A 24,493-nucleotide genomic window follows, 5' to 3' on the forward strand; every position below is an offset into this window, starting at 1 on the left:
TTACACTTATTATGAGTTTAACGCACTCATGCCACATTTTTGCCATACTTAGGGAGGCTTGAACCAAAAAACCGTCCCAAAAGGGCGGTTTTCCTTGGTTTTACAAAGGGGCGTCTAGTTCTCAAACCTGTAATGCACCGAAAAAAAGTGATCCGTGCCACAGAGTTACCATCGTTTACTTAACGCCCCAAAGAACAAGGGCCACGCTTGCGCGTGGCCCCGTCCCAATCAGCCTTCGCGGCTTTTGGAGCGCTTTTTACGTTCATTCGGATCAAGGTAACGCTTACGCAGACGAATGGCGGAGGGAGTGACCTCAACCAGTTCATCATCTTCAATGTAAGCAATAGCCTGTTCCAGAGACATACGGCGCGGCGGGGTCAGCATAAGAGCTTCGTCCTTGCCGGATGCGCGCATGTTGGTCAGCTTCTTTTCACGAACCGGATTAACTTCCAGATCGTTCTCGCGCGAATGCTCGCCAATGATCATGCCGACGTAAACTTTTTCGCCAGCATCCACAAACAGCGTGCCACGTTCTTGCAGGGAGAACAGGGAGTACGTTGTGGTGTTACCATCTTCAGCCGAGATCAGCGACCCGTTGCGCCGCCCTTCAATGGTGCCAGCGTAAGGCTGATAGCCAAAGAACAGACGGTTCATGATCCCTGTACCGCGCGTGTCGGTCAGGAATTCGCCGTGGTAGCCGATCAGCCCGCGTGAGGGGATGATGAAGGTCAGGCGAACTTTGTCCCCACCGGAGGGACGCATATCCTGCATCTGGCCTTTACGCAGAGACATCTTCTCCACGACCACGCCGGAATAGGGTTCGTCCACGTCAATGGTGACTTCTTCGTACGGTTCTTCACGCTCACCGGTTTCCTCGTTCGTGCGGAACAGCACGCGCGGACGACCGATGGTCAGTTCAAACCCTTCACGGCGCATGGTTTCGATCAGCACGCCAAGCTGAAGTTCGCCACGACCGGCAACTTCAAACGCTTCGCTTTCGGGGCTGTCGGTCACGCGAATAGCAATGTTGCTTTCGGTTTCCTTGAACAGACGGTCACGAATCTGGCGCGATGTGACCTTTTTGCCTTCACGGCCACCCAGCGGGCCATCGTTCAGACGGAAGGTCATGGACAGGGTCGGTGGGTCAACCGGAATGGCGTGCAGCGGCTCTGTAACTTCAGGAGCAGCGATCGTGTCCGGAATGGTGGCTTCGGACAGACCGGCCACAGCCACGATATCCCCGGCTTCCACTTCCTCAACCGCCACGCGGTCAAGACCACGGAAGGAGAGCAGCTTGGTCAGGCGGCCGGTTTCCACCACGGAACCATCCGCACGCAGCACCTTGACCGGCATGTTCACACGGGCGCGGCCCTGTTCAACACGCCCGGTCAGCACGCGACCAAGGAAGTTGTCGTTTTCAAGGATTGTGGCCGTCATAGCGAACGGCTTTTCCTTGTCCAGCACGGGGGCTGGCACATGCTTGAGGATCAGGTCGAACATGGGGCTGAGGTCTTTGCGGGCCCCTTCCAGTTCCAGATCGGCCCAGCCCTGACGGCCAGAGGCGTACAGCATGGGGAAGTCGAGCTGTTCGTCATTCGCACCCAGAGCTGCGAACAGATCGAACACTTCGTTATGAACTTCGTCGGGGCGGGCGTCGCCACGGTCGATCTTGTTCACAACCACAATGGGCTTAAGCCCACGGGCCAGAGCCTTGCCCACAACAAACTTGGTCTGGGGCAGAGCGCCCTCAGCGGAGTCGACCAGCACAACCGCGCCGTCCACCATGCTAAGAATACGTTCTACTTCCCCGCCAAAGTCGGCATGTCCGGGGGTGTCAATAATGTTGATGCGGGTGTTTTTCCACACAACAGAGGTGCATTTCGCCAGAATGGTAATACCACGCTCACGTTCCAGATCATTGCTGTCCATGGCGCGTTCAGCAACGTGCTGATGCTCGTGGAAAGAGCCAGACTGTTTCAGCAGTTCATCAACGAGAGTGGTCTTGCCATGATCGACGTGTGCAATGATGGCGATATTGCGGATATCCATGAAGTCGGCCTGATTGCTCCTGCGCGCCTTACCGCCCCCTCATGCTTGAAAGGACGGTCAGCGATCGCTGTGGTGTTTGCGTGGCCGCACAGATAGCCCTCCCGGCACCAGAATGCACGTAAAATTCTTATGTCCGCCCCACATGGGGGTTGACCTGAGCCATGCGTGCGTCAGAACCAGAGCACCACAACAAAGACCCAGGGCTTTTCCAACGGGGTACTTTTGCCCTCCGACTCCACATATTTTTTACCCTACCCTCCACGGCAACCTGTTGCCCGCCCGTGGCCCAGCGTCCTGCCGACCGGCTGAAGCACCACAGATTTTACCGCTACCCAGCACCTTACAACGCCAAGCACCCGAAGGACCGCATGCCGGGCAACGCAACCCATCCAGATCCGCGCATCCATTTTTTGCCCACGACCACCCTTACTTTTCTGGGGCTTGTTTTTGGGCTGGTCATGGGGCTGGGCGCGCCCCTTTTTACGCTCGACCTGACCGAGCGGGGCTATGGTGCGGGCATGGTGGCCGCCAACAGCATGATGCACGCCGTGGGCGCATTGGCCATTGCCCCTTTTATGCCCCACCTTGCCAGACGCCTTGGCCCAAGGCGGGCTATTTTTCTGGCCCTGACGGGGGGCGGGCTGACACTCCTGCTGTTTCCGCTAAGCAGTTCTGTCTGGCCATGGTTCCCTCTGCGTATCTTGCTGGGGGCGTTTTGTGAGGTCATTCTGGTCCTGTCTGAAAGCTGGCTGAACCAGATAACGGACAACCATGCCCGCGGCCGCGTTATGGGCCTGTACAGCACGCTGCTTTCTGTTGGCATGGCCTGTGGTCCGGCCCTGCTCAGCATAACCGGGCGGCAGGGCAACCTGCCCTTTTTTGGTACCGCCGCCATTTTGCTGGTCGCCGCGGCCATAACACTGGCCCCGTGGATGGTGGCCCCACCTCCGGCCGCACCCACGCGGCACCGGCTCTGGCGCTACCTGTGGCTGGCCCCCATTGCTATTACCGCCACGCTGCTCATTGCCATGCTGGACGGAGCAGCCACATCCTTTTTGGCGCTGTATGCCATTCAGTCCGGCTGGAGCGAGCGGGCGGCCACGCTGCTGCTCAGCGTTATGCTGCTGGGGGCAACGGTCATGCAGGTGCCCATTGGCTGGGTGGGCGACCGCACCAACCGCCGCCACCTGCTTGTTATTCTGGCCCTGCTGACCTGTGGAGGCGCATTGCTGTGGCCCATGGCCATGCACCAGCCAGCATTTGCCTACCCGCTGCTTTTTGTATGGGATGGCGCATTTGCCAGCCTGTATTCCGTAGCCATGGCTGCCGCTGGCAACCGCTACCGGGGTGGAGACCTGATTGCCATTTATGCCCTGTGCTCGCTGGCATGGGGGGTGGGCAGCTTTACCGGCCCCGCCATAAGTGCCGCGGCCATGCAGGCAAGCCCGCATGGCCTGGCGCTTTTTGCCGCCACACTCTGCGGGCTATTTGCGCTGCTGCCACTGATTTTGAAAAAAAGCGTGTAATCCCCAATTCCGCCGGGCAGAACTGCCCGCACAAGGCCACCCCTTTAACCATCTGGCATGGCCTTGTGGCTAAAGGGGAAGCCCCCAGCAAAATCAGGCCGGACCAGCGCCTTGGGTATTGACCTGCAGACGGTAAAGCGATTCCCCCGCGCACATGAACAGCCAGTCCCGCTTGGGACCGCCAAAGGTCAGGTTGGACACGCCATGGGGCAGGCGGATACGCCCGATCAGATGCCCTTCGGGGTTGAAAACAAACACCCCACACAGGCCCAGCGGGCCACCAACCCCACACCAGAGGTTGCCGTAAATATCGGCCTTCAACCCATCGGGGATCATCTGCACCCCTTCAAAACGCATGTTGGTGAACAGGCGGGGGTTGGACAGGGGGAGTTCTTGCTTGTGCAGGTCAAATTCATGCACGGACAGGTCACCATCATGCCCGCCAGCGCCACTCTGCCGCCCTGTGGAAATAACATACAGATGCGAAAAATCGGGGGAGAAACACAGCCCGTTGGGGTTAGGCAGTTGCTCCTGCGTCAGCACAACATCAATCCGGCCGGAAGGGTCCACCCTAAACGTATGGTCGGACTGTTTGTGCATGCCCCCCACGGCCCCGATCAGCTCCTCCCCTACCCGCCAGCGGATGCGACCATCAGGGTTGGCCTCCCCCCCTGCCGCATCGGCATGGCCTTCGGCTACGCTGTCCCCATAACCCGGGTCGGTAAACCAGATGCTGCCATCGGGGTGGGCGATCACATCGTTGGGGGAGTTAAGGGGCTTGCCCTCAAAATGGTCGGCCACAACATGCACCGACCCGTCATGCTCCCAGCGCACAACGCGACGTAAAAAATGCTCGCAGGAAATCTGGCGGCCCACATAATCAAACGTATTGCCGTTGGAATGGTAGGATTCGGGGCGAAAAACCGTAACCTCGCCCGTCTCCCACAGGTAACGGTACTGGCGGCTTGTCACCGTATCGCTAAACAGCAGGTACCGCCCTTCGGCAGACCATGCGGGGCCTTCTATCCAAACCCCTGCATCCCACACACGGTGGATGGTGGCGTTACCACTCACCAGATCACGGAACGAACGGTCGATCACCACCACATCGGGGTCTGGCGCGTAGGATGGTGGAGCCTCCGCCCCCCATTGCCGGGGCGGTTGGGTAGTCACATCTGGCGGGAAAGCCGTGCTGGCGGCACCTGCATTGGCAACAGAGGCATTTGCCCCCACGGACGGCAGCAGCAGTCCGGCAGACAGGCCAGACAACCCTTTGAGCACATTCCGCCTGACCAGCCTGTTCCGTCGTGAGGTTACCATTTAAGCCCCTTGCGCCTTACCATGCCCACGGGCCGACAATACGGCCCTCGCCCGGTTCCGACCCCCGCACATACCCTGCCGCAGGAGGCCTGTCACCACCGGCAGGCACCGGTGTTGCGCATACCGCTCAGGGGATTCTGGCAACCCTGAGCAGGTTGGTGGAGCCGCTTACGCCAAAGGGCACGCCTGCGGCAATAACCACCGAATCCCCCGTAGCCCCGACCTGTGCACGGGCAACAACATCCAGCGCTTCCTCCACCATCCGCTCAACCGTGGTGGAAACCGTGTGGGGCGGGCTTACAAAGGCCCGCACCCCCCATACAAGAGCCAGCCGCCGTGCGGCCTGCGCTGTGGGGGTTACCCCCAGCACCGGGCATGTCGGGCGTTCACGCGCAATGCGTAGGGCTGTGGCCCCCCTGTGCGTATAGGCCACAATGGCGGGCGCATGCAGTGTGGCCGCAACCTGCTGGGCGGCACTGGCTATGGCGTCGGCCACATAATCCTCCGGGGCAAGGCGGGCCGCAGCCATGTGGGCCTGCCAGCCTGCATCCTGCTCCACCCGCCACAAAATACGGTTCATAATCCGCACAGCCTCACGCGGGTATTGCCCTGCCGCCGATTCCGCCGACAGCATGACCGCATCCGCTCCATCAAACACGGCTGCGGCCACGTCCGATGCCTCCGCCCGCGTGGGAGTTGGGGCGGCAATCATACTTTCGAGCATCTGGGTTGCCACGACCACCGGCTTGCCCAGCCTGCGGGCCTCACGGATGATGCGTTTTTGAATAAGGGGCACGCTCTCTGGCGGCAGTTCCACGCCCAGATCGCCACGCGCAACCATGACCGCGTCACTCAGGGCCAGAATGGCCGCCAGATTTTCCACCGCCTGTGGTTTTTCCAGCTTGGCCAGCAGTGCCGCGCGTTCACCCACAAGGGCGCGCGCTTCCACCAGATCCTCCGGTCTTTGCACAAAGGAGAGGGCAATATAGTCCACCCCCAGTTCCAGTGCGTAGGCCAGATCGGCCTTGTCCTTTTCCGTCAGGGCGGGAATGGGCAAGGCCACATCTGGCACATTCACACCTTTATGGTCAGAGAGCGGGCCACCGATTTCCACCCGTGTTTCCAGCCAGTCAGGCCCTGTATGCTCCACCACCACGGCCAGCTTGCCATCATCCAGCAGCAGGCGGCTGCCCGGCGTTGCCACCTTGATAATTTCGGGGTGGGGGAGTTGCACCCGCGTGGTGTCCCCCGCCTCGTCAGACAGGTCGAACCGGAAAGGTGCGCCTGCCGCCAGCACCACTTTGCCGTCCCTAAAGCGCCCAACCCGCAGCTTTGGCCCCTGCATGTCTGCCAGAATGCCAATCGGGCGGCCCAGTTCGCCCTCAATCTGTCTTACAAGGGCATGGCGGCTGGCGTGGTCAGCATGGGTCCCGTGGGAAAAATTGAAGCGGAACACATCCGCCCCCGCCAGAGCGAGGTCACGGATGGTCGCGTAATCAGATGAGGCAGGGCCTAGTGTTGCAACAATTTTGGTGCGGCAGGCCGCTGCGTCTGTTTTTTTGTAATCCGGCGTTGTGACAAGAGACATAAATCCATTTCTCCTTAACAGTCCGCCGGAAAGATCAGGATGGGCTGATCACGTCTTCCGCGTCCACACCCCAGATGGCCCGGCGGGGCACCCATCCGTTATATTGCTTGACCGAGACCTTGCACCAGGCCGCCCCGGCCGCACATTCCTTAACCGACCCCACCGTGCCCGGCCGCAGCACGGCCACAATAGCGGCATCCTCACTGGCATTGGCACGCATGAACACAACGCCGGGTATTTTTGCGGCGTCCTGCGCTGTGCCAACACTGGTTATGACCCGAGCATCCATATGGCCCGAGGGCAAGGCTTTTTCGCCATCCTTACCGGCCTGTGCGGGAATGGGGGTCTCGTCCCCCGGTGGTTCGCCGGGGATCAGAAAATCGCGACCACCCGCCAGTGTTGCCTGCTGCATCCAGCCTTTCTGCCCGCTCTGGTCTTCCACCAGCCGCCAGACATCAAATTCACGCTCCACCCGCACCGGCATACCCCGGCGATGATACACCCACAGGATGGGGAAACGCTGCCCCGGCCCTGCGCGCATGTTCACCTCGTCCGAACGCAAGGCGGCATAACGTGGGAGCGGCAGGCCGGTCACGCTGCCCTTTGCGGGGTCGTTCTGCACACCGGTATCGGGGGCACTCATATCGGGCGTTGCGGCAACTGCCCCTGCCGCACCCGCTGCGGCTGCCGTTACTGCGGCACCTGTTGCCACGGCGGCAACATGGTGGTGCCCAGCCGCATGGTGGGCCGGGCCGGGCTGGGCTGCGGCCTGATCATGCTTTTTATGATGTTTGTTTTTTTTGCCAGCCGCCTTAGCTGCGGCGCCACTTTTGGCCGTAGCCTTGCTACTCCCGGCCTTGTGCGCCGCTGCGGCCTGTGGGGCGACCAGCGTATGTTTGTGATGTTTGTGGAGCGGAGGCGCCACACCATCGGCTGCAACACCGGCAGACGCCGTGATGCCAGAAAAAGCTGCCATGCAGCCCGCCACGCAGGCAAGCAGACGAAACCGGAAAGAGGAGCGAGTGCACATCATGGCTGCATCCCTGCCAAGAGAGCGCCGCGGGGGCAAGAGGCTGCGCGCACTTCACGCGCCGGTTTGCACGGCACCGCACAACAGGCTTGCGCCACAACCCTGTTCAAACCGGCCTTTGCGTAATTCCGCACCGCTTAAAACACCAGTTGCCTGGCAGCGCCTGCCCGGTCAAAAAAACTGGGCAGACCCACGGTTTGGACCTCCACCAGCAGGTCGTGCGCGGTCAGACCCATGGTTTTTACGCCGGAGTCGCACACCATGAACACACACCCCATATCCACCACGGCCTCCCGCAGCACATCCAGCCCGGCAACCCCCGCACGGTCGCGCATATGCGCGGCCTCAGCCTGTTCCAGCCCGTTCCAGTCCCGGCAGAAGGCACATACGCCCGCCCCCATGCCAAACAGCAGAACAGTCTGCCCCATGGCCGCAGCCGTGGCAGCCAGCATGTACGCGGCGTGAATGCGCTCGTATCGGGCTTCCACAATCAGCAAAGCCAGATCACAGGGGGGGGGCGAGGTCTCAGCCATGGGTGCGTCCACCGCCGCACACCGCACAGGCCGGGTCCGCACTCAGGGTCATGGTTGTAAACTTCATACGCAGGGCATCCCACATTAGCAACTGCCCCACACCGGAGTGACCAAGGCCAAGTATTTCTTTTAACGCCTGAGTAGCCTGCAAGGTGCCCATAACCCCCGTGACCGCGCCAAACACCCCGGCCTCGCCACAGCTCAGGCCCGATGCCTGACCGTCTGTTGCGGGGTACAGGCAGTTGTAGCACCCCCCGCCCCGTTCGGGGCTGAACGTGGCCAACTGCCCCTCAAACCGCTGCACTGCTGCGGAGACCAGCACCTTGCCCGCCCGCACACAGGCGGCATTGACCACGTAGCGCGTCGCAAAATTATCGCATCCGTCACACACAAGGTCATACTTGGCCACAAGGTCATGGGCGTTTTGGGCATTCAGCCGCATGTCCCATGCCTCTACTTTGATTTCAGGATTCAGGGCCGCCAGTTGTTCGTGCGCGGAGTCCACCTTTTTGCGCCCTACGGCATGCGTGGTGTGCAGCACCTGCCGCTGGAGGTTGGACAGTTCGACCACATCATCATCCACCAGACCGATTCGGCCCACACCTGCTGCGGCAAGGTACAACGCCGCTGGCGCACCCAGCCCACCGGCCCCCACCACAAGCACGGAGGCGTTCTTTAACGCGACCTGACCCGTGCCGCCGACCTCGGGCAACAAAATGTGGCGAGAATAGCGCTGGATTTCATTTTCGCTGAGGTCAAGCTTCATTGGTCTGTTTTACCCGCTCCTGAACATCTGGGCAGCCATATGGCCGTATATGCACGTTATGGGCGACCTAACGCCGTGTAACAAAGGTCATATTTTTGTAATAACGTATGGAACCGTACACATTATTATCTGGTTAGAAGAAGGTATCTGGTCTATAAGAATTGCACCGCACGCATACGAGGAATGTGTAACATGACAACCTTCACCCAGCCCGGACCCACAGTCCGGCCAGCCAGTCTGCCCCGGCACCAGACCGCGCGCCGGGTGTGTGTTGCCACGGCAGCCGTGTCTTTTGGCCTGTATCTGGCCTCCCCTTTTGTTACGTTGTGGTCTGTCGCATCCGACCTGCAACGCCATGACGCCACAGCACTTGGCCGCATGATCAACTGGGGTGCGCTGGACGCCTCCCTCAAGCGGCAGACACTGGCTGGCCTGCACCTGAACATTCAGCCTGCGGCCGACGAACTGCCAGATTTTGGCTCGTCCTTTGCATCCACCGCCGTGTCCAACGCGGTGGATACAACGGTCACGCAGGCCAACCTTGGCACACTGATGGATGAGGCCCTGCCTGCCTCCTCCGCCACAGCGCAGCCTGCCACACCGTCTTTTGCCTCTTTGGCTACGCGGGCGTCTGTCCACTTCAACCGTCTGGACCAGTTTGTTATGGAATTGCCCCTGCCTGGCCATGAGCGCGAAACACCATTGCGTGTTGAACTGCGCATTCAGGGTTGGGGCTGGAAAATTACCAACGTGGAATTTCCCATGCGGCGCGAACCTATGATGCAGGCATCGGCCACACCGTCCAACGCCTGACACACCCCGCACATAACCCCATAAAAAAAGCCAGTCTTCCACCCCGGAAGACTGGCTTTTCTGTTAGGGCCGCAGCTTCAGGCGCGGGGCAGGTCTTCTTCGAGCACCACCATGTTCACGGCGTAGCTGACATCACCATCCTCATCATCACGGTGGATGGTGCCGATCACTTCGCCCTTTACGGCCAGTTCAACCGACATGCCCGCACGCGGGGCCGGGTTGACGGTCAGTTCAGGCGAACCCAGCAGGCGGCGCAGCGCGCTCTGGAGGCGGGTGATCTCTGAAGCAGAGAGAGAAGCGCTCATGTCATTCATTCCTTAGTCGAGCCAAATCACGCATCAGGAAAAACGGCGCACGGGACATACCAGACCGCCCCAACAACCGCAGGCGACCGTAAACCCGGCGTGCGCGCCTTCCGATCTGTTCCGCACCCTATAGGCCATCCCGCTCTTGGGGGGCAACCTTTCGCACCCGTGCCACGCCCTTGCCATGCCCGCGCCATTTTCCACCGTGCAACTGTCTCTCTCACCAAGGGAGAAACCCACATCGTGCGACCGCTGCGCCCTCTTTTGTCTGCCCTGCTTGTCTGCCTGTCCGCAGGGTTGTGCATTATGGCAACTCAGGGCAAACCCCTCCCCCCCACCATGCAGAGCGACAGAACAGACCATGTGCTTTACATGGCCATGCATGATGGTGTGGCCCAGACCGCAACGGCACTCTCCCGCCCACATGGGTGGGACAATGTGATGCACGCCCTCGCACAGGGCAGGCCGGAAGCTGCGCGCATTCTGGCAACCGTTCTGCCAAAGACCGATGCCAGCACAACCAGAACGCTCGAACACACCATGCAGCGCCTCCTCCCCCGCCAGCCTGCAACGGTGCTCAGTGCGACCGAACCCAATACGCAGGCTGCTGGCAGCACCAAAAACATCTGCTCCCCCACGGGCATGTCCGCCACATGGCGCAGGCAGGCCGAACAGGCCGTGACCACAGTGCACGACATTCGGCTGGCCACACGCACACAAACCTGCCTGCGTACGCTCCACAACAGAGCGCCTGCTGCCTGAGTTGTATTTTTTCTAACACTATTTAGAAAAAACACTGCTCACTACAAAAATTTTTCCAATTTTTTTATCGAATGCGCGCGGTGTATCCCGTATAAAGGGATGCACCACACGCAAATGCGATATGACATATCCGCATTTATAGCAATAATAGTAATATAAGTCATTCATTAAATGAATGAATTGTCGAACTTATAAAAATAACAAGAAGTGACCTCGGCCCATGACCGTAATCACCGAATACTCCCCCGCAGGACAGGCCAGCACCCTGCACACGCCCCTGCCCGGCCTGCGCTGTTATGCCCCCACCACAGCCATGCGCACACGTCTGCTGGCCTCCGGCTCCGCCCTGCTCTGCCTATGGGTCGCCCCCGCATGGGCCGAAACCGCGCCCAATGCGGCATACCTGCATATGCCACATACGCCACCCGCCACACAGCAGACCACGCCCACCACCACACCAGCCCCCGCGCAGGTTACGGGAGGGGCGCGTATTATTACGCTCACCCCACCCCCTGCACCCACAGCGCCCCAACCCGGCTTTTGGGATAACTCCCGCCTGCTCCCCCCCCTGACCAGCCGCCCCGAAGCCTACGGCCAGCCCCAGTCGCTTGAGCTTAAACCACTGCCAACAGCACTCCTGCATCAGGGGCCTTGGGGGGTGTTCAACACCAATACGGGGGCCGCTGCCGGGTTTGGCACCGTTGGGTATTATGCCGTGTCCCGCTGGGCGGAGGACTGGTCCAGCCTGCGCGACAAACGCAACCGGCTGGATGCCATGGACGCGCTCAAATACATTCCGTTCAACACGGAGGGCGATATTTACCTGACGTTGAGCGGCAACTTCCGCCAGCATAATTTTTATGACCAGCGCGCAGGCTTTGGCGCGACCAAAAAAGACCTGGCCTACCGCAACAACTTCCGCTGGAATGTGGGGGGAGACCTGCATCTGGGCGAGCATGTGCGCCTGTATGGGGAACTCATGAGCGGTCAGGCTGCGGGTGTGAACTATTACGGCTATGCCGGGGGCCGCTGGCGCAGCAGGCTGGACGCACAACAGGCATTTGTGGAGGTGCGCGGCAGGGTGCTGAATGCAACTGTTGGCGGCATGGCCGGGCGCATGACCTTTTTGGACGCGCCACCCTACTTTACCGCTGGTAGCGTGTACCCCTCCTTGCCGTATTCATGGAATGGCCTGCGTGGATATGCCTTTTGGAAAAACTTCCGCATAGACGGGTTTTACCTGACCCTGACCAACAACGCGCCTGCCGCCATGTTCCACGATCAGGTTGGCTGGGGGTCACGCCTGTTTGGGGCTTATACGTCCTATGCGGTGCCCAGCTTCAAGTTCATGGGGCGCAACAGCCAGATTTTTGTGGATACGTTCTATCTGGGAACCATTTTGTCCAAGAGTTCCCTGCCGACCATGGCGGGGGGGTCTATTGCAGGCTCCACCCACCGCGATACGCCGGGCACGCGCATATGGGGCAATGCGGGACCCCTTGAATTTTCGGTCGGGGCCATGTGGCAGGGGGGAGAGTTCCGTGCCGCCAAAAACGGACCATCACGCCCTGTTTCCGCCTATGCCATTGATGCCACACTCTCCTGGCGGTTTGCAAAATGGCCCGGCCACCCCGCCATTGGCATACAGGTGGACGATGTGTCCGGCGGGAACATGAACAAGAGCCGGAACAGCTCCTGGGGCAGCTTTCTCTCCCCCTTCGTGCCCAGCGCTTACTACCTGGATATGAGCACCTATATTGGCCAGTCCAACCTGATTGACGTAGGCCCCATTGCCACCATTGCGCCGACCCCCAACACCACCCTGCTGCTCAAGGTGCCAGCCGTGTGGCGCAACAGCCGACAGGACGCCATTTACGCCAGTGGCACCGCCTTTTACGCTTACCGCCCACACGGGGCCTACACGGCGACCATGCCGCAGGCCAGCTTTACATGGCGCGCCACACGCCACATTACGCTTGGCATTGATGGAGAATATATTTTTGCCTCCCGCAGCATGATAGACGCCGGAGCCTCTTCTGGCGCGTTTGTGCAAAGCAACATTGAACTGACCTTCTGACCCGCTTTGGTGCAGACAAAGACCCGTGAGCATCGTATGTGCAAAAAGGAGCGGAGGAACGTGGCAGGCCCACGGCCCCTCCGCCCTTGACCGCTCAAGAGGGAACGCCGGACCACTCCCGTGATCTGTGGCGCCTCCTCCATGACCCTCCGGGAGAGACACGACGCATGGCCCGCGCAACCCCCCAACGGGAACTCACACTCCGTGGCCTTGTGCTTGGCGCGCTGATCACCATCGTTTTTACCGCATCCAATGTTTATCTGGGACTGCGGATCGGGCTTACATTTGCCTCCTCCATACCTGCGGCCGTTATTTCCATGGCCGTGCTGCGCCTTATGGGGAGCGGCACCCTGCTCGAAAACAACATGGTGCAAAGTCAGGCTTCCGCTGCGGGCACCCTGTCATGCGTGTTTGCCACCTTTCCGGGGCTGATTATTGCGGGGTTCTGGACGCATTTTCCCTTCTGGCAGACTGCGGGCCTGTCCTTTGCGGGTGGGGTGCTGGGGGTGCTGTTTACCATTCCGCTCAGGCGTGCGCTGGTCACGCAGAGCAACCTCCCCTACCCCGAAGGTGTTGCCGCCGCCGAAATTTTGCGCGCAGGAGCTGACAAGGGCAACCAGCGCGGCCTGCAAGCCCTGATACGGGGTGGGGTTATGGCCTCCCTCTTTTCCTTTTGTAGTGGCGGTCTGCGGCTACTGGCCGATGGGTTAAGCCTGACCGCCAGCGCGGGGAATGCGGTCTTTCAGCTCAGTGTCGCGTTTTCCCCCGCCCTGATCGGCGCGGGGTATCTGGTCGGGTTGAGCGGGGGCATGGCCATGCTCACCGGCTGCGTACTGGCATGGGGTGTGGGTGTGCCGTGGCTGAGCGCCACACTACCCAACCTGCTACACCTGCCCCCCGCCCAGTTTGCGCAGGACATATGGCTGCACAGGGTCCGCTTTGTGGGGGCGGGCGCCATTGCCGTGGCCTCCCTATGGACCCTGATCGAGCTTATGCCCCCCGTGCTGCGCGGCATGCGCACCATGCTCCAACGCACATCGGACCTGACCGCCACCACGGAGCGTGATCTTTCGGCCCGCACCATGGGGTGGCTCCTTGGCCTGTCCATGCTGTTGCTGGCCGGTTTTTTTGCGGCGTTTCTGGCCCCTGTAACGCATGGGTTCTGGCCTGTTGTGGGGGCCGCCGTGCTGTTCTGCATTGTGTTCGGCTTTATTATGGCCGCAGCTTGCGGGTACATGGCCGGTATTGTGGGGTCATCCTCATCCCCTATTTCGGGCATTATCATTATTGGCGCCGTACTGTGCGCCTTAATGATTTTGGGGCTGGAAGCACTGGGCCTGACACCAGCCGCCATGGCGGCAGACGGCCAAAAACTGGCAACGGCTTTTACCATCCTGCTGCTTTCAGCCATTACGGCCACCGTTGCTATTTCCAACGACAATCTACAGGACCTCAAGACCGGCCAGCTTGTAGGGGCCACCCCATGGAAGCAGGAAGTCGCGTTAATAGCAGGCTGCCTTGTGGGGGCGGCGGTTATTCCGCCTGTGCTCAACCTGCTTTATCAGGCCTACGGGTTTACGGGGTCCATGCCCCGCCCCGGCATGGACCCGAGCCATGCCCTGTCCGCCCCGCAACCAGCCCTGATTACACTGATCGCTAAAGGAATTTTCACCCATTCGCTGGACTGGAGCATGCTCAGTGTTGGCATGCTGCTGGGGGTGGGGCTGGTCGGACTGGATCTTGCCCTGCGCCGCCGGGGGCAGGCTTTGCCTCCACTTGGCGTTGCCGTGGGGTTGTACCTGCCAGCCTCCGTCAGCCTGACCCTTGCCGCAGGCGCTCTGCTGGGGTGGGTGCTCAAACAGATCAGCCACAAACAAAGCGCCTCGGCGGAGCAGAGCAGGAAGGACAGTGCCTCCACCGGCACCATGCTGGCCTCTGGCTTTATTGTGGGCGAAAGCCTGACCGGCGTGCTGCTTGCAGTTCTGTCTGGTGCTACAGGGCATGACAACGCTTTTTCCCTTGCGGCTTTTATGCCTCAAGGGGTGGCCAGCCTTCTGGGGGTACTGGCCTTTGCCGCGCTATGCTGGTCTTTTGCCCACAGAACGCTCCAGAGCCACTAACCCACAAAAAACGACACTATGCCTAAGGCTTACCCCCCAAAGGCCGTTAATGCTGCAAAAGCACCGGGACGCGGGGGTTGGCCAGAATATAGTCTGTTACGCTGCCCACAAGGCGGCTGTAGAGCATGTTGTGCTGGTAGCCCCCAATAACCAGCAGATCGGCATGGAATGCTCCCGCCTTATCCAGCAAAGCCTGCCCGGCGTTACCGCTGTCGGCCACGGGTTGCTGCACAAAAGTTACACCGGGCAAAATATCCAGCGGGAGTGGGGCTGTAGCGGATACAGCCACCTCCACAGCCTTGGCGGCTCCAACAAAGGAACGGGCGGCAAAAAAGGCACGGCGGCAGGCGGGGGTATCTTTCCATGCCATAAAAATCCGGTCCCCGCTGGTCTGGTCCCAAAATGGGGGAACAAACAGAACAGGACGCCCGGATTCAAAAATGGCAGCACGGGTCGCGCCATGTTTTTGCGCGCTATCCCGACTATCGGGAAAACCCATGATCAGCAGATCGGCATCCTTGCCGTAGCCCGCAATCATCCGGTCCACCGTAATTTCGGGGTCCAGCCAGTTGACCTCCACCTTGCCCAGTCGGTCGGCTGGCGCACCGTATTCCTGCGCCAGCCAGTGCTGGAAGCGCGTATGTACGGCGTTGGCCCATTCCAACTGGTTGGCCCGCAGGGTCTGGGCCTGCTCATCTGAAAAGCCCATCCGCCCCAGTATCTGATCCGGGGGTTCTCGCGCGGCCAGCACATCAATCCGCCGCATCCCCCGAATGCGAGAGAGAGCCTGTGCCGCCATACCCAACAAAACCTCGGTCTGGTCCAACTGGCTGAGAATAACAAGGCACCGTTGCATGCGCCCATCCTCCCTGCTTCCAATAAACACGGAGCAGACTGTGGCACACATGCCCTCTCTCTGGAAGGTGAAGAAAAAACCGCCCCCCACCCCTCGCATTCAGCGGCAAAGCTGGGCAAAACTCCAGCACGCGCGGCCTTGCGCGCCATTGTAGAGGAAAGAGCAGAACAGTGTTGCTAAATGTGAGCGAGCGCGGCCCCGAGCATCCAACACCAGCACAGGCCCTGCCTGTTGTGCTGCTGCATGGCCTGTTTGGCCGGGCGCGTAATCTGGGTTTTGTGCAGCGCAGACTGGCCACAACCCGGCGAACACTGGCCATGGACCTGCGCAACCACGGCAACAGCCCCCACGGCCCCATGAGCTACCCCGCCATGGCGGAGGACGTGCTGGACACAATGGAGCAAAGCCACGCCAACCCCGCCATTGTGCTCGGCCATTCCATGGGTGGTAAAACAGCCATGACACTCGCCCTGACCCACCCCAGCGCCGTGCGCGCACTGATTGTGGTGGATATTGCCCCAGCCCAAGGCGGGTTTGACCGGCTGGACCTGCCGGACAATCTGGACACGCTGCCCTTCCCCCCGCATCTGGACCTGCGCACGACCAACGATCTGCTACGCCCCTATATTGCCAGCGATGCCGTTCGCCAGCTTATGGCGCAGAACATAAGGCAGGGAGACAACCCCGGCTGGGCCATTGGCCTGAAGGACATTATGGCCGCCATGCCCGACATTATGGGCTGGCCCCAGCTTGCTCCGGGTTTGCGGTATGAAGGACCAACCCTGTTTATCCGGGGTGAGACATCCCCCTATATCAGCCCCGACAACTACCCGACCATGCGAGCACTTTTCCCCAACCACAGGCTGGAGAGCATAAGTGGCGCGGGCCACTGGGTGCATGCCGATGCCCCACGCCGCTTTACCGAACTGGTGGAAGAATTTCTGGCCGACTTGCCCTGAACAACCACGCACCCTGCGGGCCAACAGCAGGCAGGGGAGCCATATCCATTCCCCCCGCCACCCTGCCCACAGGTCAGAAGCACCAGCAGGCGGGCTGCAAAACCCGCATCTGGCGTGCCCTTACCCCAGTGTGACCGGCAGCCCCGCCATATCCAGCGCGACCGCCTCGGCCATGCGAATGCCGTCCATGGCGGCGGACAGAATACCTCCGGCATACCCCGCCCCTTCCCCCGCAGGGTACAGGCCCGGCGTGTTAACCGACTGGCCGTTCTCCCCCCGTGGCACGCGAATGGGGGAGGAGGTGCGGGTTTCCACCCCGGTCATCACCGCATCATCCATGGCAAAACCGCGCAGCTTGCGATCAAACCGTGGCAGCGCCTCACGCAGGGCTTCCACCACAAAATCCGGCAGGCAGGTAGACAGGTCAGCCGGTGTGACCCCCGGCCTGTAGGAAGGCACCACATCACCCAATGCAGTGGAAGGCCGCCCGGCCAGAAAATCCCCCACACGCTGGGCGGGGGCGCGGTAATCCCCACCACCAGCCAGAAATGCCTGTCGCTCCCAATGGCGCTGGTAGGCAATGCCTGCCAGCGGGTCATCGGGGTAATCCTCGCCCGGCCGCAGTTCCACGACCATGCCCGAGTTGGCGTTACGCTCGGCGCGGGAATACTGGCTCATGCCATTGGTGACCACCTGCCCTTCTTCCGAAGTGGCGGCCACAACCGTGCCGCCGGGGCACATGCAAAAGGAATAAACACCCCGCCCGTTGGCGGCATGGTGCACCAGCCGGTATTCGGCAGCACCAAGTTGTTCATTTCCTGCACTGGGGCCAAACTGCGCCGTATCAATAACCGATTGCGGGTGCTCGATCCGTACCCCCATGGAAAAGGGTTTGGCCTGCATGCGCACACCCTGTTTTTGCAGCATGCCAAAAGTGTCGCGCGCACTGTGGCCCACGGCCAGCACAACGTGGTCCGCCGCAATCACGTCCCCCGTGGCAAGGCGCACACCCTCCACCTTGCGGGTGGTGGGGTTGAGCAGCAGGTCATCCACCCGTGCGCCAAAGCGGTATTCCCCTCCGGCCTGTTCCACCTCCTGGCGAATATGTTCAACCATGGAAACCAGCCGGAACGTGCCTATATGCGGGTGCGCCAGATACAGAATATCCTCCGGGGCACCAGCCTTTACAAACTCCTCCAGCACCTTGCGGCCCAGAAAGCGCGGGTCCCGCACCTGACTGTACAGCTTGCCGTCTGAAAACGTGCCAGCACCCCCTTCCCCAAACTGCACGTTGCTCTCCGGGGTCAGCACCGAGCGGCGCCACAGGGCGAACGTGTCCACCGTGCGTTCGCGCACAACCTTGCCGCGCTCCAGCAGAAGCGGGCGCAGCCCCATACGCGCAAGCAGGAGAGCCGCCATAAACCCGCACGGGCCAGCGCCAATAATAAGGGGGCGTTTGTACCCCCCGGCCGCGGCAAGAGCTGCGCCATTGGTAATAGGCGGGTGCCATGCCATGTCCGGTGCGACCTGCACATGGGTGTTGCCGGGGTGCGCGCTGCGGTACCGGGCCAGCACCTCCGCCTCGTCCCGCACGGCGCAGTCAAGGGTGTATACAAGCCAGATGGCGGACCGGCGGCGCGCATCATGCCCCCGCTTGAACACATTGAAGTGTTCAAGCGCCTCCGCAGCAATGCCCAGCCGGTCACAGATCGCCTGCCGCAGTGCTTCGGGCGGGTGGTCCAGCGGTAGCCGCAGTTCAGTCAGACGGAGCATGGGGCGTATTCATCCAGTATGATTACAATAAGGGGCAAAAAGGCCTTCTGCCTCCTTCCCTATTCTGGAACCCCTTGGGCGTGCAACGTCTGCCGCATGATCCGTGGGTGAATATTCCACTTCTATTCCGCCCACGCCCACCCTACATATGATCAAAGCCCCAAAAATGGGGACCATGCTCCCACGGCCTTTTTGTTCATGAAAGCAGCCAGCCCCATGCCCACCTCAGACACGCATACGCATGACCATGCAGACCATTCGGGGTGTTCCACCCATGCACAGCACGCCACGCCCTGCTCGCATGAGCATGAGCATGAGCATGAGCATGAGCATGAAGGTAGCGGGGCGGCCTGCGCGCACAAACATGGGTTTGGCCACCACCATGTGCATACGCCAGCCTCCTTTGGCACGGCCTTTGCCATAGGGATTGCGGTCAACACTCTCTATCTGGTGGCCGAGGCGGTCTGGGGTGTTTACGCCCATTCGCTCTCCCTCATTGCCGATGCGGGGCATAATCTGTCAGACGTGCTGGCGCTGGCTGCGGCATGGCTGGCCGAGCATCTCTCGCGCAAAAGCCCGACTGCGCGCTTTACATACGGGTTGCGCCGTTCTTCCATTCTGGCGGCATTGGCCAATGCCATTATTCTTATGCTGGTCACAGGCGGCGTTGCGTGGGAGGCCATCCACCGGCTGATGAACCCCACCCCCGTTGCGGGCATGACCATGATGGTGGTTGCTGGGGTTGGCATTGTGGTCAACGGCGCTTCCGCCATGCTGTTTGCCTCCGGGCAAAAAGGCGACCTGAACATTCGCGGGGCTTTTTTGCACCTTATGGCCGATGCCCTGACCTCCCTTGCCGTTGTGGTGGCGGGTGGGCTGGTGCTGCTGACCCATGTTGCGTGGATAGACCCCGCCATAAGCCTTGCCATTTCGGTTGTTGTGGTGCTCAGCACATGGTCCCTGTTGCGGGATTCGCTGGATATGGCGCTCGATGCCGTCCCGCGGGAGGTGGACCCCAGTGCAGTGGAAAGCTTTTTGCGCGGCACCCCCGGAGTTGCCGACCTGCATGACCTGCACATCTGGCCCATAAGCACGACTGAGACCGCCCTGACCGTGCATCTGGTCCGCAGCACCTGCCCCACCGATGGGGAGAGCGATACCCGCTTGCTGGACACACTTGTAACCACCCTGCGCAAACGCTTTGGCATTGCCCACCCCACGGTACAGATGGAAACACTGGCCTACAGCCCCACCTGCCACCTGTCCGACCCGCACACCGTCTAACCCACATAACAAGAGACCATGCCCGAACTCCCGCTCCCCAGAAGTAACAAGGGTATTGCCGTTGTCAGCCTGTTTGTCAGCCTTGTTGCACTCGCGCTCAAATACGCGGCCTTTGCCGTAAGTGGCAGCGTGGCCCTGCATGCAGACGCCATAGAAACCATTATCAACGTTGTAGCCGCCGCTGGCGGGTTATGGGCCTTAAGTGTGGCCGAGCGCCCGGCGGACCACAACCATACCTATGGCCATTACAAGGCCGAGTACCTCTCTGCCGTGGCCGAGGGTACACTGGTGGTCATTACCGCCTTTGTTATTGGCCGCGAGGCAGTGGAAGGCTGGCTGCACCCCCACCCCACACTGGCCCCATGGAACGGCCTGCTCCTGAACGGGGCGGCAACCTGCGTTAATCTGGGCTGGGGGCTGGTTATGCTCCGCGCGGGGCAGGCCCGCCACTCCCCTGCCCTGATCGCAGGCGGGCAGCATGTTCTGTCCGATGTGTGGACGGGCGTGGCCCTTGTGGCTGGTGTCGCACTCATTCCCCTGCTGGGCTGGCCGCAGCTGGATGCCGTGCTGGCCGGGCTGGTGGCGATCAACGTACTGCGTGTGGGCTGGGAGGTCATGCGGGACTCCATTGCCGGACTCATGGACGAAGCCCCGGACACCCAGACGCTGGGCGAAATCCGCCAGATCATCCGCACCAACGGGTATGGAGCCATGCAGGCGCATGACATCCGCACCCGTATTGTGGGGGCCATGACATTCCTTGAGTTCCATCTGGTCGTCCCCGGCAGCATGAGTGTTAAAAACGCCCATGACATATGCGACCGTATTGAACACGCCCTGCGCGCGCACATGGGCAGCACGCTTGTGCATATTCACATAGAGCCAGAAACCTGCGCCAAGCTCGATGGCACGGCCCTGATCATACCGCCAGCAGGAGCATTGTCCGCCAGCTCTGCTTCTTCAGCAGAAAAATAAACAGAAAATCGTAATAAAAGGCGGTAATGTCTTTCTTCTGCCGCATGAAATGTTAAACTGTGCCGCATCCTTTTTCTTTTATGCAAGAGATGCCTCATGCCCCCCGCGAGCGTGATCCCCACAGCAGAGTCCCTGCGCCATCTGCGTGAACACGCCAAGGCTGGCACGGTCAGTTGGCGCCGTAAGCTGATGTACTGGTCGGGGGCGGCCATGGTTGGTCTGGTCGCCGTAGCCTTTGCCGGGCTTGCGGATAAGGCGGCCCATGTGCGCACCGCCCTTATGAACATTAACCCCTGGCTTATGCTGCTGGTCACCCCGCTTGGGCTGGCCTTGTCCACATGGCTGACGCGCACGTGGTTCCGTGGGGCGCAGGGGAGCGGTATTCCCCAAGCCATTGCCTGCATGCATCTGCATGACATGACCATTGTGGACAAGGTTCTGGCCCTGCGTATTGCACTGGCCAAAATCTGCCTGACCTGCCTTGGCCTGCTTTCGGGCGCTTCCATCGGGCGTGAAGGACCGACCGTGCAGGTGGGGGCCTCCATCATGCATACGGTGGGCCGCCTTGCGGGCCTGACCGACGTAACCAAGCAGCGCGCCCTTATCAAAGCCGGGGGGGCCGCCGGGGTTGCCGCCGCCTTTAATACCCCGCTCGCAGGCATTGTGTTCGGGATTGAGGAACTGGCCCACTCGTTTGAACAGCGCACAAGTGGCACCATGCTGACCTGTGTTGTTATTTCGGGCGTGACCGCCATCGCCCTTGTGGGGAACTACACCTATTTTGGTCACACCTATTCCGCCGTGCCCGTGGGGGCCAGTTGGCTGGCCGTGGTTGTCTGCGGGGTGCTGGGCGGGGTTAGTGGGGGCACTTTTTCAGCCCTGCTGGTCCGTATTTCACGCGGGATTCCCGGTGCGTTCGGGCGGTTTATCAGCCTGCGGCCCATTCTGTTTGCCGCACTTTGCGGGCTGGCTCTGGCCGTTATTGGCCTGCTTTCAGGCGGGATGACGTATGGCACAGGCTACATGCAGGCGCGCGATATTATTATGGGTTCGGACCAGTATCCGGTTTCGTTCTTTCTGTTCAAACTGCTGGCGACCCTTATTTCCTACTGTTCGGGCATTCCCGGTGGGCTGTTTGCACCATCACTCTCCGTTGGGGCGGGCATGGGGGGGTGGATTGCGCATTTTCTGCCCCACACCACGCCGGGGGCCGTGGTGCTTCTGGGCACGGTGGCCTACTTTGCCGCCGTCACCCAATCCCCCCTGACCGCCACCGTGATTGTTATGGAAATGTGCGACAACCAGCAGATCACACTCGCGCTGCTGGCCAGTGCGTTTCTGGCCTTTGGGGTATCCCGCGCGTTGTGCAGCCACGCCCTTTATGGCGCGCTTGCCGTGCGGTTCCTGCGCTCGGCAGCGCCCAAGCAAAAGACCCAACGGCTGGCAACCGCCACCGACACACTCAGAAACTGAGCATTTTGCGCCCCCTTCAGGCCCGCCTTTGTGGCCTGACAGGACCGCACCTCTCTGGTTTCTCATAATCTGGCGTCCTATATGAGAAGCACGATTGTTGAATTGGAGGCTTATCCCTATGTCTGACGCATCCCTCGCGCCGGAAAATGCTGCCGCAGGCGCAGCCGATACCCGCGTGCCCGTTACGGTGCTGACCGGCTTTTTGGGCGCGGGCAAAACCACCTTGCTCAACCACATCCTGACCGCTGAACACGGGCGCAAATACGCCGTGGTCATTAACGAATTTGGCGAACTGGGCGTGGACAACGATCTGGTGGTGGATGCGGATGAAGAAGTGTTCGAAATGAACAATGGCTGCATCTGCTGCACCGTACGCGGCGACCTGATCCGTATTTTGAACGGGCTGATGAAGCGGCGCGGCAAGTTTGATGGCGTGATTGTGGAAACCACCGGCCTTGCCGACCCCGCCCCCGTAGCCCAGACCTTTTTTGCCGATGAAGACGTGCGCGAAAAAGCCCGACTGGACGCCGTGGTCACGGTGGTGGACGCCTTCAACTTCCTGACCACACTGGCCGAAAGCCCCGAGGCGCGCGAGCAGGTGGCCTTTGCCGATGTGATCATTCTGAACAAAACCGATCTGGTAGACGCCGCCCAGATTACCCTGATTGAAGACGCCATTCGCAAAATTAACGCGGTTGCGCCCATTCACCACGCCAAAAAAGGCAATGTCCGCCTGACCGATGTTATGGACCGTGGCGGGTTTGATCTGGCCCGGGTGCTGGAAAACATGCCCGAGTTCCTTGAACACGCAGAACACCACCATGAGGAAGACATTGCCAGCGTGTCCCTTACCCTCAAACAGCCATTGGATGCAGGGCGCTTTCAGGCGTGGATCAGCGCGCTGTTGCAGGAAAAAGGCGGGGATATGCTGCGCACAAAAGGTATTCTGGACTTTGCGGGCCAGCCCGAGCGCTTTGCTTTTCAGGCCGTGCATATGATGGCGGATGGCAACGCCATTGGCCCATGGAAAGATGGCGAACCGCGGGAGAGCCGTCTGGTGTTTATTGGCCGCAACCTGAACAGACCACAGCTCCGCCGTGGGCTTGAAAGCTGCATTGCAGCATGAGCGCGGTACAAGAGACCCTTCTGCGCGGGCTGATTGAAAAACGTGGCGCCCACAAGCAGGTTGAGGGCGAAATTACGGGCTGTGTGGCCTCGCGCGATTCCAGCCGTTTTGCCTTTACCACGGGAGAAGGGGATGTGGTTATTGCCCACCGGCACGACCTGACCGCCCCCGATGCATGGGCAACATACGCCGTGCATGACGGGCCGGCGCTTGCCCTCTCTCCCGACACATTGGCCGACAGCTTTTTGACCGGGGGGGACGATGGCCGCCTATGCCGCCTTGACCCGGCGGGCGAAATTGAGGAACTGGCCAAAACGCGGCGCTGGGTGGAACATATTACCACATTTGTAAGCGATAAAACCGCCCTGATTGCCGCAGCTTCGGGCAAGAATGTGGAACTGCGTGACGCCACGGGCCGCACGGTTGTGCGCACGTTTGAGCACCCCACCACAGTGGGCGGCATTGCATTTGACCCCAAGGGCAAGCGCCTTGCCGCATCGCATTATAATGGTGTGTCGCTCTGGTTCACCCAGTCCAAGGATGGCAGCGCGCGTCTGCTGGAATGGAAAGGCAGCCATTTGGGCGTTGCCATGCATCCGGGTGGGGAGGCCGTCATTACCGCCATGCAGGAAAATGACCTGCACGGGTGGCGGCTGGCGGATGGGCACAACATCCGCATGAGTGGCTACCCGACCAAGGTGCGCTCCATGTCTTTTTCCAGCAATGGCAAATGGCTGGCCACCAGTGGTGCGGATGTGGTGGTCATGTGGCCGTTCTTTGGTGGTGGTCCCATGGGCAAACCCCCGGCGGAACTGCCCGGCGCGGGCGGTGCGCTGTGCACCCGCGTTGCCTTCCATCCCTCGCAGGAAGTTGTGGCCGCAGGCTTTGCCAATGGCACTGTTGTGATGATGGAGCCAACGACCCAGCGCGTTCTTCCTGTATCATTAGGGCAGGCCGGGGCGGTAACCGCGCTGGCTTACAGCCCCGATGGCTGCACGCTGGGCTTTGGCACGCAAGACGGGGTGATCGGGTTGCTGGATCTGTCCAGCGCCACCTGAACACCTCCCCCCCATGGTCCTTGCTGGACCATTGGGGGGGGGAATACATACCGCAAAACAGCCTCTCCCTCAGGCCAAAAGGGAGAGACAAAGGACAGGA

The 24,493-nt window shown here is 60.7% G+C and carries 20 protein-coding genes; 11 read left to right on the top strand and 9 right to left on the bottom strand.

Translation table 11 applies throughout. The features are described 5' to 3' along the window. Positions 1–228: 228 nt before the first annotated feature. The gene (gene typA, locus AABE20_RS03415) at positions 229–2,049 is read right to left on the bottom strand and encodes a translational GTPase TypA (protein ID WP_338331808.1); all 1,821 of its coding nucleotides are present in this window, start codon (positions 2,047–2,049) and stop codon (positions 229–231) included. A gap of 281 nt (positions 2,050–2,330) precedes the next feature. Between typA and AABE20_RS03420 the strand changes: the two genes are divergently transcribed. Continuing rightward, positions 2,331–3,575: an MFS transporter gene (locus AABE20_RS03420; protein WP_338331809.1), complete on the top strand. Its 1,245-nt coding sequence runs from the start codon at positions 2,331–2,333 to the stop codon at positions 3,573–3,575. A 93-nt stretch (positions 3,576–3,668) separates the two neighbouring features. Here AABE20_RS03420 and AABE20_RS03425 read toward each other — a convergent pair whose 3' ends face one another. The 5 genes from AABE20_RS03425 to AABE20_RS03445 form a co-directional block, all read right to left on the bottom strand. Beyond that, a complete protein-coding gene (locus tag AABE20_RS03425; RefSeq protein WP_338331810.1) occupies positions 3,669–4,895 on the bottom strand; it encodes an SMP-30/gluconolactonase/LRE family protein in 1,227 nt (408 codons plus the stop codon). Between the two features lie 127 nt (positions 4,896–5,022). Continuing rightward, positions 5,023–6,483, bottom strand: coding sequence for a pyruvate kinase (gene pyk, locus AABE20_RS03430; RefSeq protein WP_338331811.1), 1,461 nt, complete (start codon positions 6,481–6,483; stop codon positions 5,023–5,025). 34 nt (positions 6,484–6,517) lie between these two features. Beyond that, the gene (locus AABE20_RS03435; RefSeq protein WP_338331812.1) at positions 6,518–7,516 is read right to left on the bottom strand and encodes an SH3 domain-containing protein; all 999 of its coding nucleotides are present in this window, start codon (positions 7,514–7,516) and stop codon (positions 6,518–6,520) included. Between the two features lie 134 nt (positions 7,517–7,650). Then, entirely contained in the window at positions 7,651–8,046 is a 396-nt protein-coding gene (locus AABE20_RS03440) for a DsrE family protein (protein ID WP_338331813.1), read from the bottom strand. Beyond that, positions 8,039–8,812, bottom strand: coding sequence for a HesA/MoeB/ThiF family protein (locus AABE20_RS03445; RefSeq protein ID WP_338331814.1), 774 nt, complete (start codon positions 8,810–8,812; stop codon positions 8,039–8,041). The genes AABE20_RS03440 and AABE20_RS03445 overlap by 8 nt, the downstream gene beginning before the upstream one ends. Before the next feature lie 192 nt (positions 8,813–9,004). Between AABE20_RS03445 and AABE20_RS03450 the strand changes: the two genes are divergently transcribed. Continuing rightward, positions 9,005–9,625 (top strand): DUF2939 domain-containing protein, encoded by a 621-nt coding sequence (locus AABE20_RS03450; RefSeq protein ID WP_338331815.1) that lies wholly within the window; start codon positions 9,005–9,007, stop codon positions 9,623–9,625. Positions 9,626–9,702: 77 nt separating this feature from the next. Here the strand turns inward: AABE20_RS03450 and AABE20_RS03455 are convergent, their stop codons facing one another. Beyond that, a complete protein-coding gene (locus AABE20_RS03455; RefSeq protein ID WP_025826241.1) occupies positions 9,703–9,930 on the bottom strand; it encodes a DUF3126 family protein in 228 nt (75 codons plus the stop codon). A 243-nt stretch (positions 9,931–10,173) separates the two neighbouring features. Here AABE20_RS03455 and AABE20_RS03460 point away from each other — a divergent pair, with 243 nt between their 5' ends. The 3 genes from AABE20_RS03460 to AABE20_RS03470 all read left to right on the top strand — a co-directional run bounded on the left by AABE20_RS03460 (position 10,174) and on the right by AABE20_RS03470 (position 14,889). After that, entirely contained in the window at positions 10,174–10,692 is a 519-nt protein-coding gene (locus AABE20_RS03460) for a hypothetical protein (RefSeq protein WP_338331816.1), read from the top strand. A 220-nt stretch (positions 10,693–10,912) separates the two neighbouring features. Further along, complete coding sequence (locus AABE20_RS03465; protein ID WP_338331817.1) at positions 10,913–12,769, top strand: alginate export family protein; 1,857 nt, start codon at positions 10,913–10,915, stop codon at positions 12,767–12,769. A 167-nt stretch (positions 12,770–12,936) separates the two neighbouring features. After that, positions 12,937–14,889 carry an OPT family oligopeptide transporter gene (locus tag AABE20_RS03470; RefSeq protein WP_338331818.1) on the top strand — a complete coding sequence of 651 codons (1,953 nt, stop codon included), beginning with the start codon at positions 12,937–12,939 and terminating at the stop codon, positions 14,887–14,889. Between the two features lie 46 nt (positions 14,890–14,935). Here AABE20_RS03470 and AABE20_RS03475 read toward each other — a convergent pair whose 3' ends face one another. Further along, positions 14,936–15,745 (bottom strand): universal stress protein, encoded by an 810-nt coding sequence (locus AABE20_RS03475; RefSeq protein WP_338331819.1) that lies wholly within the window; start codon positions 15,743–15,745, stop codon positions 14,936–14,938. A 170-nt stretch (positions 15,746–15,915) separates the two neighbouring features. Between AABE20_RS03475 and AABE20_RS03480 the strand changes: the two genes are divergently transcribed. Continuing rightward, positions 15,916–16,704 carry an alpha/beta fold hydrolase gene (locus tag AABE20_RS03480; protein WP_338331820.1) on the top strand — a complete coding sequence of 263 codons (789 nt, stop codon included), beginning with the start codon at positions 15,916–15,918 and terminating at the stop codon, positions 16,702–16,704. 120 nt (positions 16,705–16,824) lie between these two features. Here the strand turns inward: AABE20_RS03480 and AABE20_RS03485 are convergent, their stop codons facing one another. Beyond that, positions 16,825–18,477 carry an NAD(P)/FAD-dependent oxidoreductase gene (locus AABE20_RS03485; RefSeq protein WP_338331821.1) on the bottom strand — a complete coding sequence of 551 codons (1,653 nt, stop codon included), beginning with the start codon at positions 18,475–18,477 and terminating at the stop codon, positions 16,825–16,827. Positions 18,478–18,693: 216 nt separating this feature from the next. Between AABE20_RS03485 and AABE20_RS03490 the strand changes: the two genes are divergently transcribed. The 5 genes from AABE20_RS03490 (at position 18,694) to AABE20_RS03510 (ending at position 24,393) form a co-directional block, all read left to right on the top strand. Continuing rightward, positions 18,694–19,761 (top strand): cation diffusion facilitator family transporter, encoded by a 1,068-nt coding sequence (locus AABE20_RS03490; protein ID WP_338331822.1) that lies wholly within the window; start codon positions 18,694–18,696, stop codon positions 19,759–19,761. A gap of 18 nt (positions 19,762–19,779) precedes the next feature. Further along, entirely contained in the window at positions 19,780–20,736 is a 957-nt protein-coding gene (locus AABE20_RS03495) for a cation diffusion facilitator family transporter (RefSeq protein ID WP_338331823.1), read from the top strand. 96 nt (positions 20,737–20,832) lie between these two features. Next, the gene (locus tag AABE20_RS03500; protein WP_338331824.1) at positions 20,833–22,209 is read left to right on the top strand and encodes a chloride channel protein; all 1,377 of its coding nucleotides are present in this window, start codon (positions 20,833–20,835) and stop codon (positions 22,207–22,209) included. Between the two features lie 118 nt (positions 22,210–22,327). Further along, positions 22,328–23,335: a CobW family GTP-binding protein gene (locus tag AABE20_RS03505; RefSeq protein WP_338331825.1), complete on the top strand. Its 1,008-nt coding sequence runs from the start codon at positions 22,328–22,330 to the stop codon at positions 23,333–23,335. Next, positions 23,332–24,393 (top strand): WD40 repeat domain-containing protein, encoded by a 1,062-nt coding sequence (locus AABE20_RS03510; protein ID WP_338331826.1) that lies wholly within the window; start codon positions 23,332–23,334, stop codon positions 24,391–24,393. The genes AABE20_RS03505 and AABE20_RS03510 overlap by 4 nt, the downstream gene beginning before the upstream one ends. The last annotated feature ends 100 nt before the right edge of the window (positions 24,394–24,493 follow it).

The organism is Acetobacter zythi (genome assembly GCF_963921165.1).
Taxonomy (GTDB): domain Bacteria; phylum Pseudomonadota; class Alphaproteobacteria; order Acetobacterales; family Acetobacteraceae; genus Acetobacter.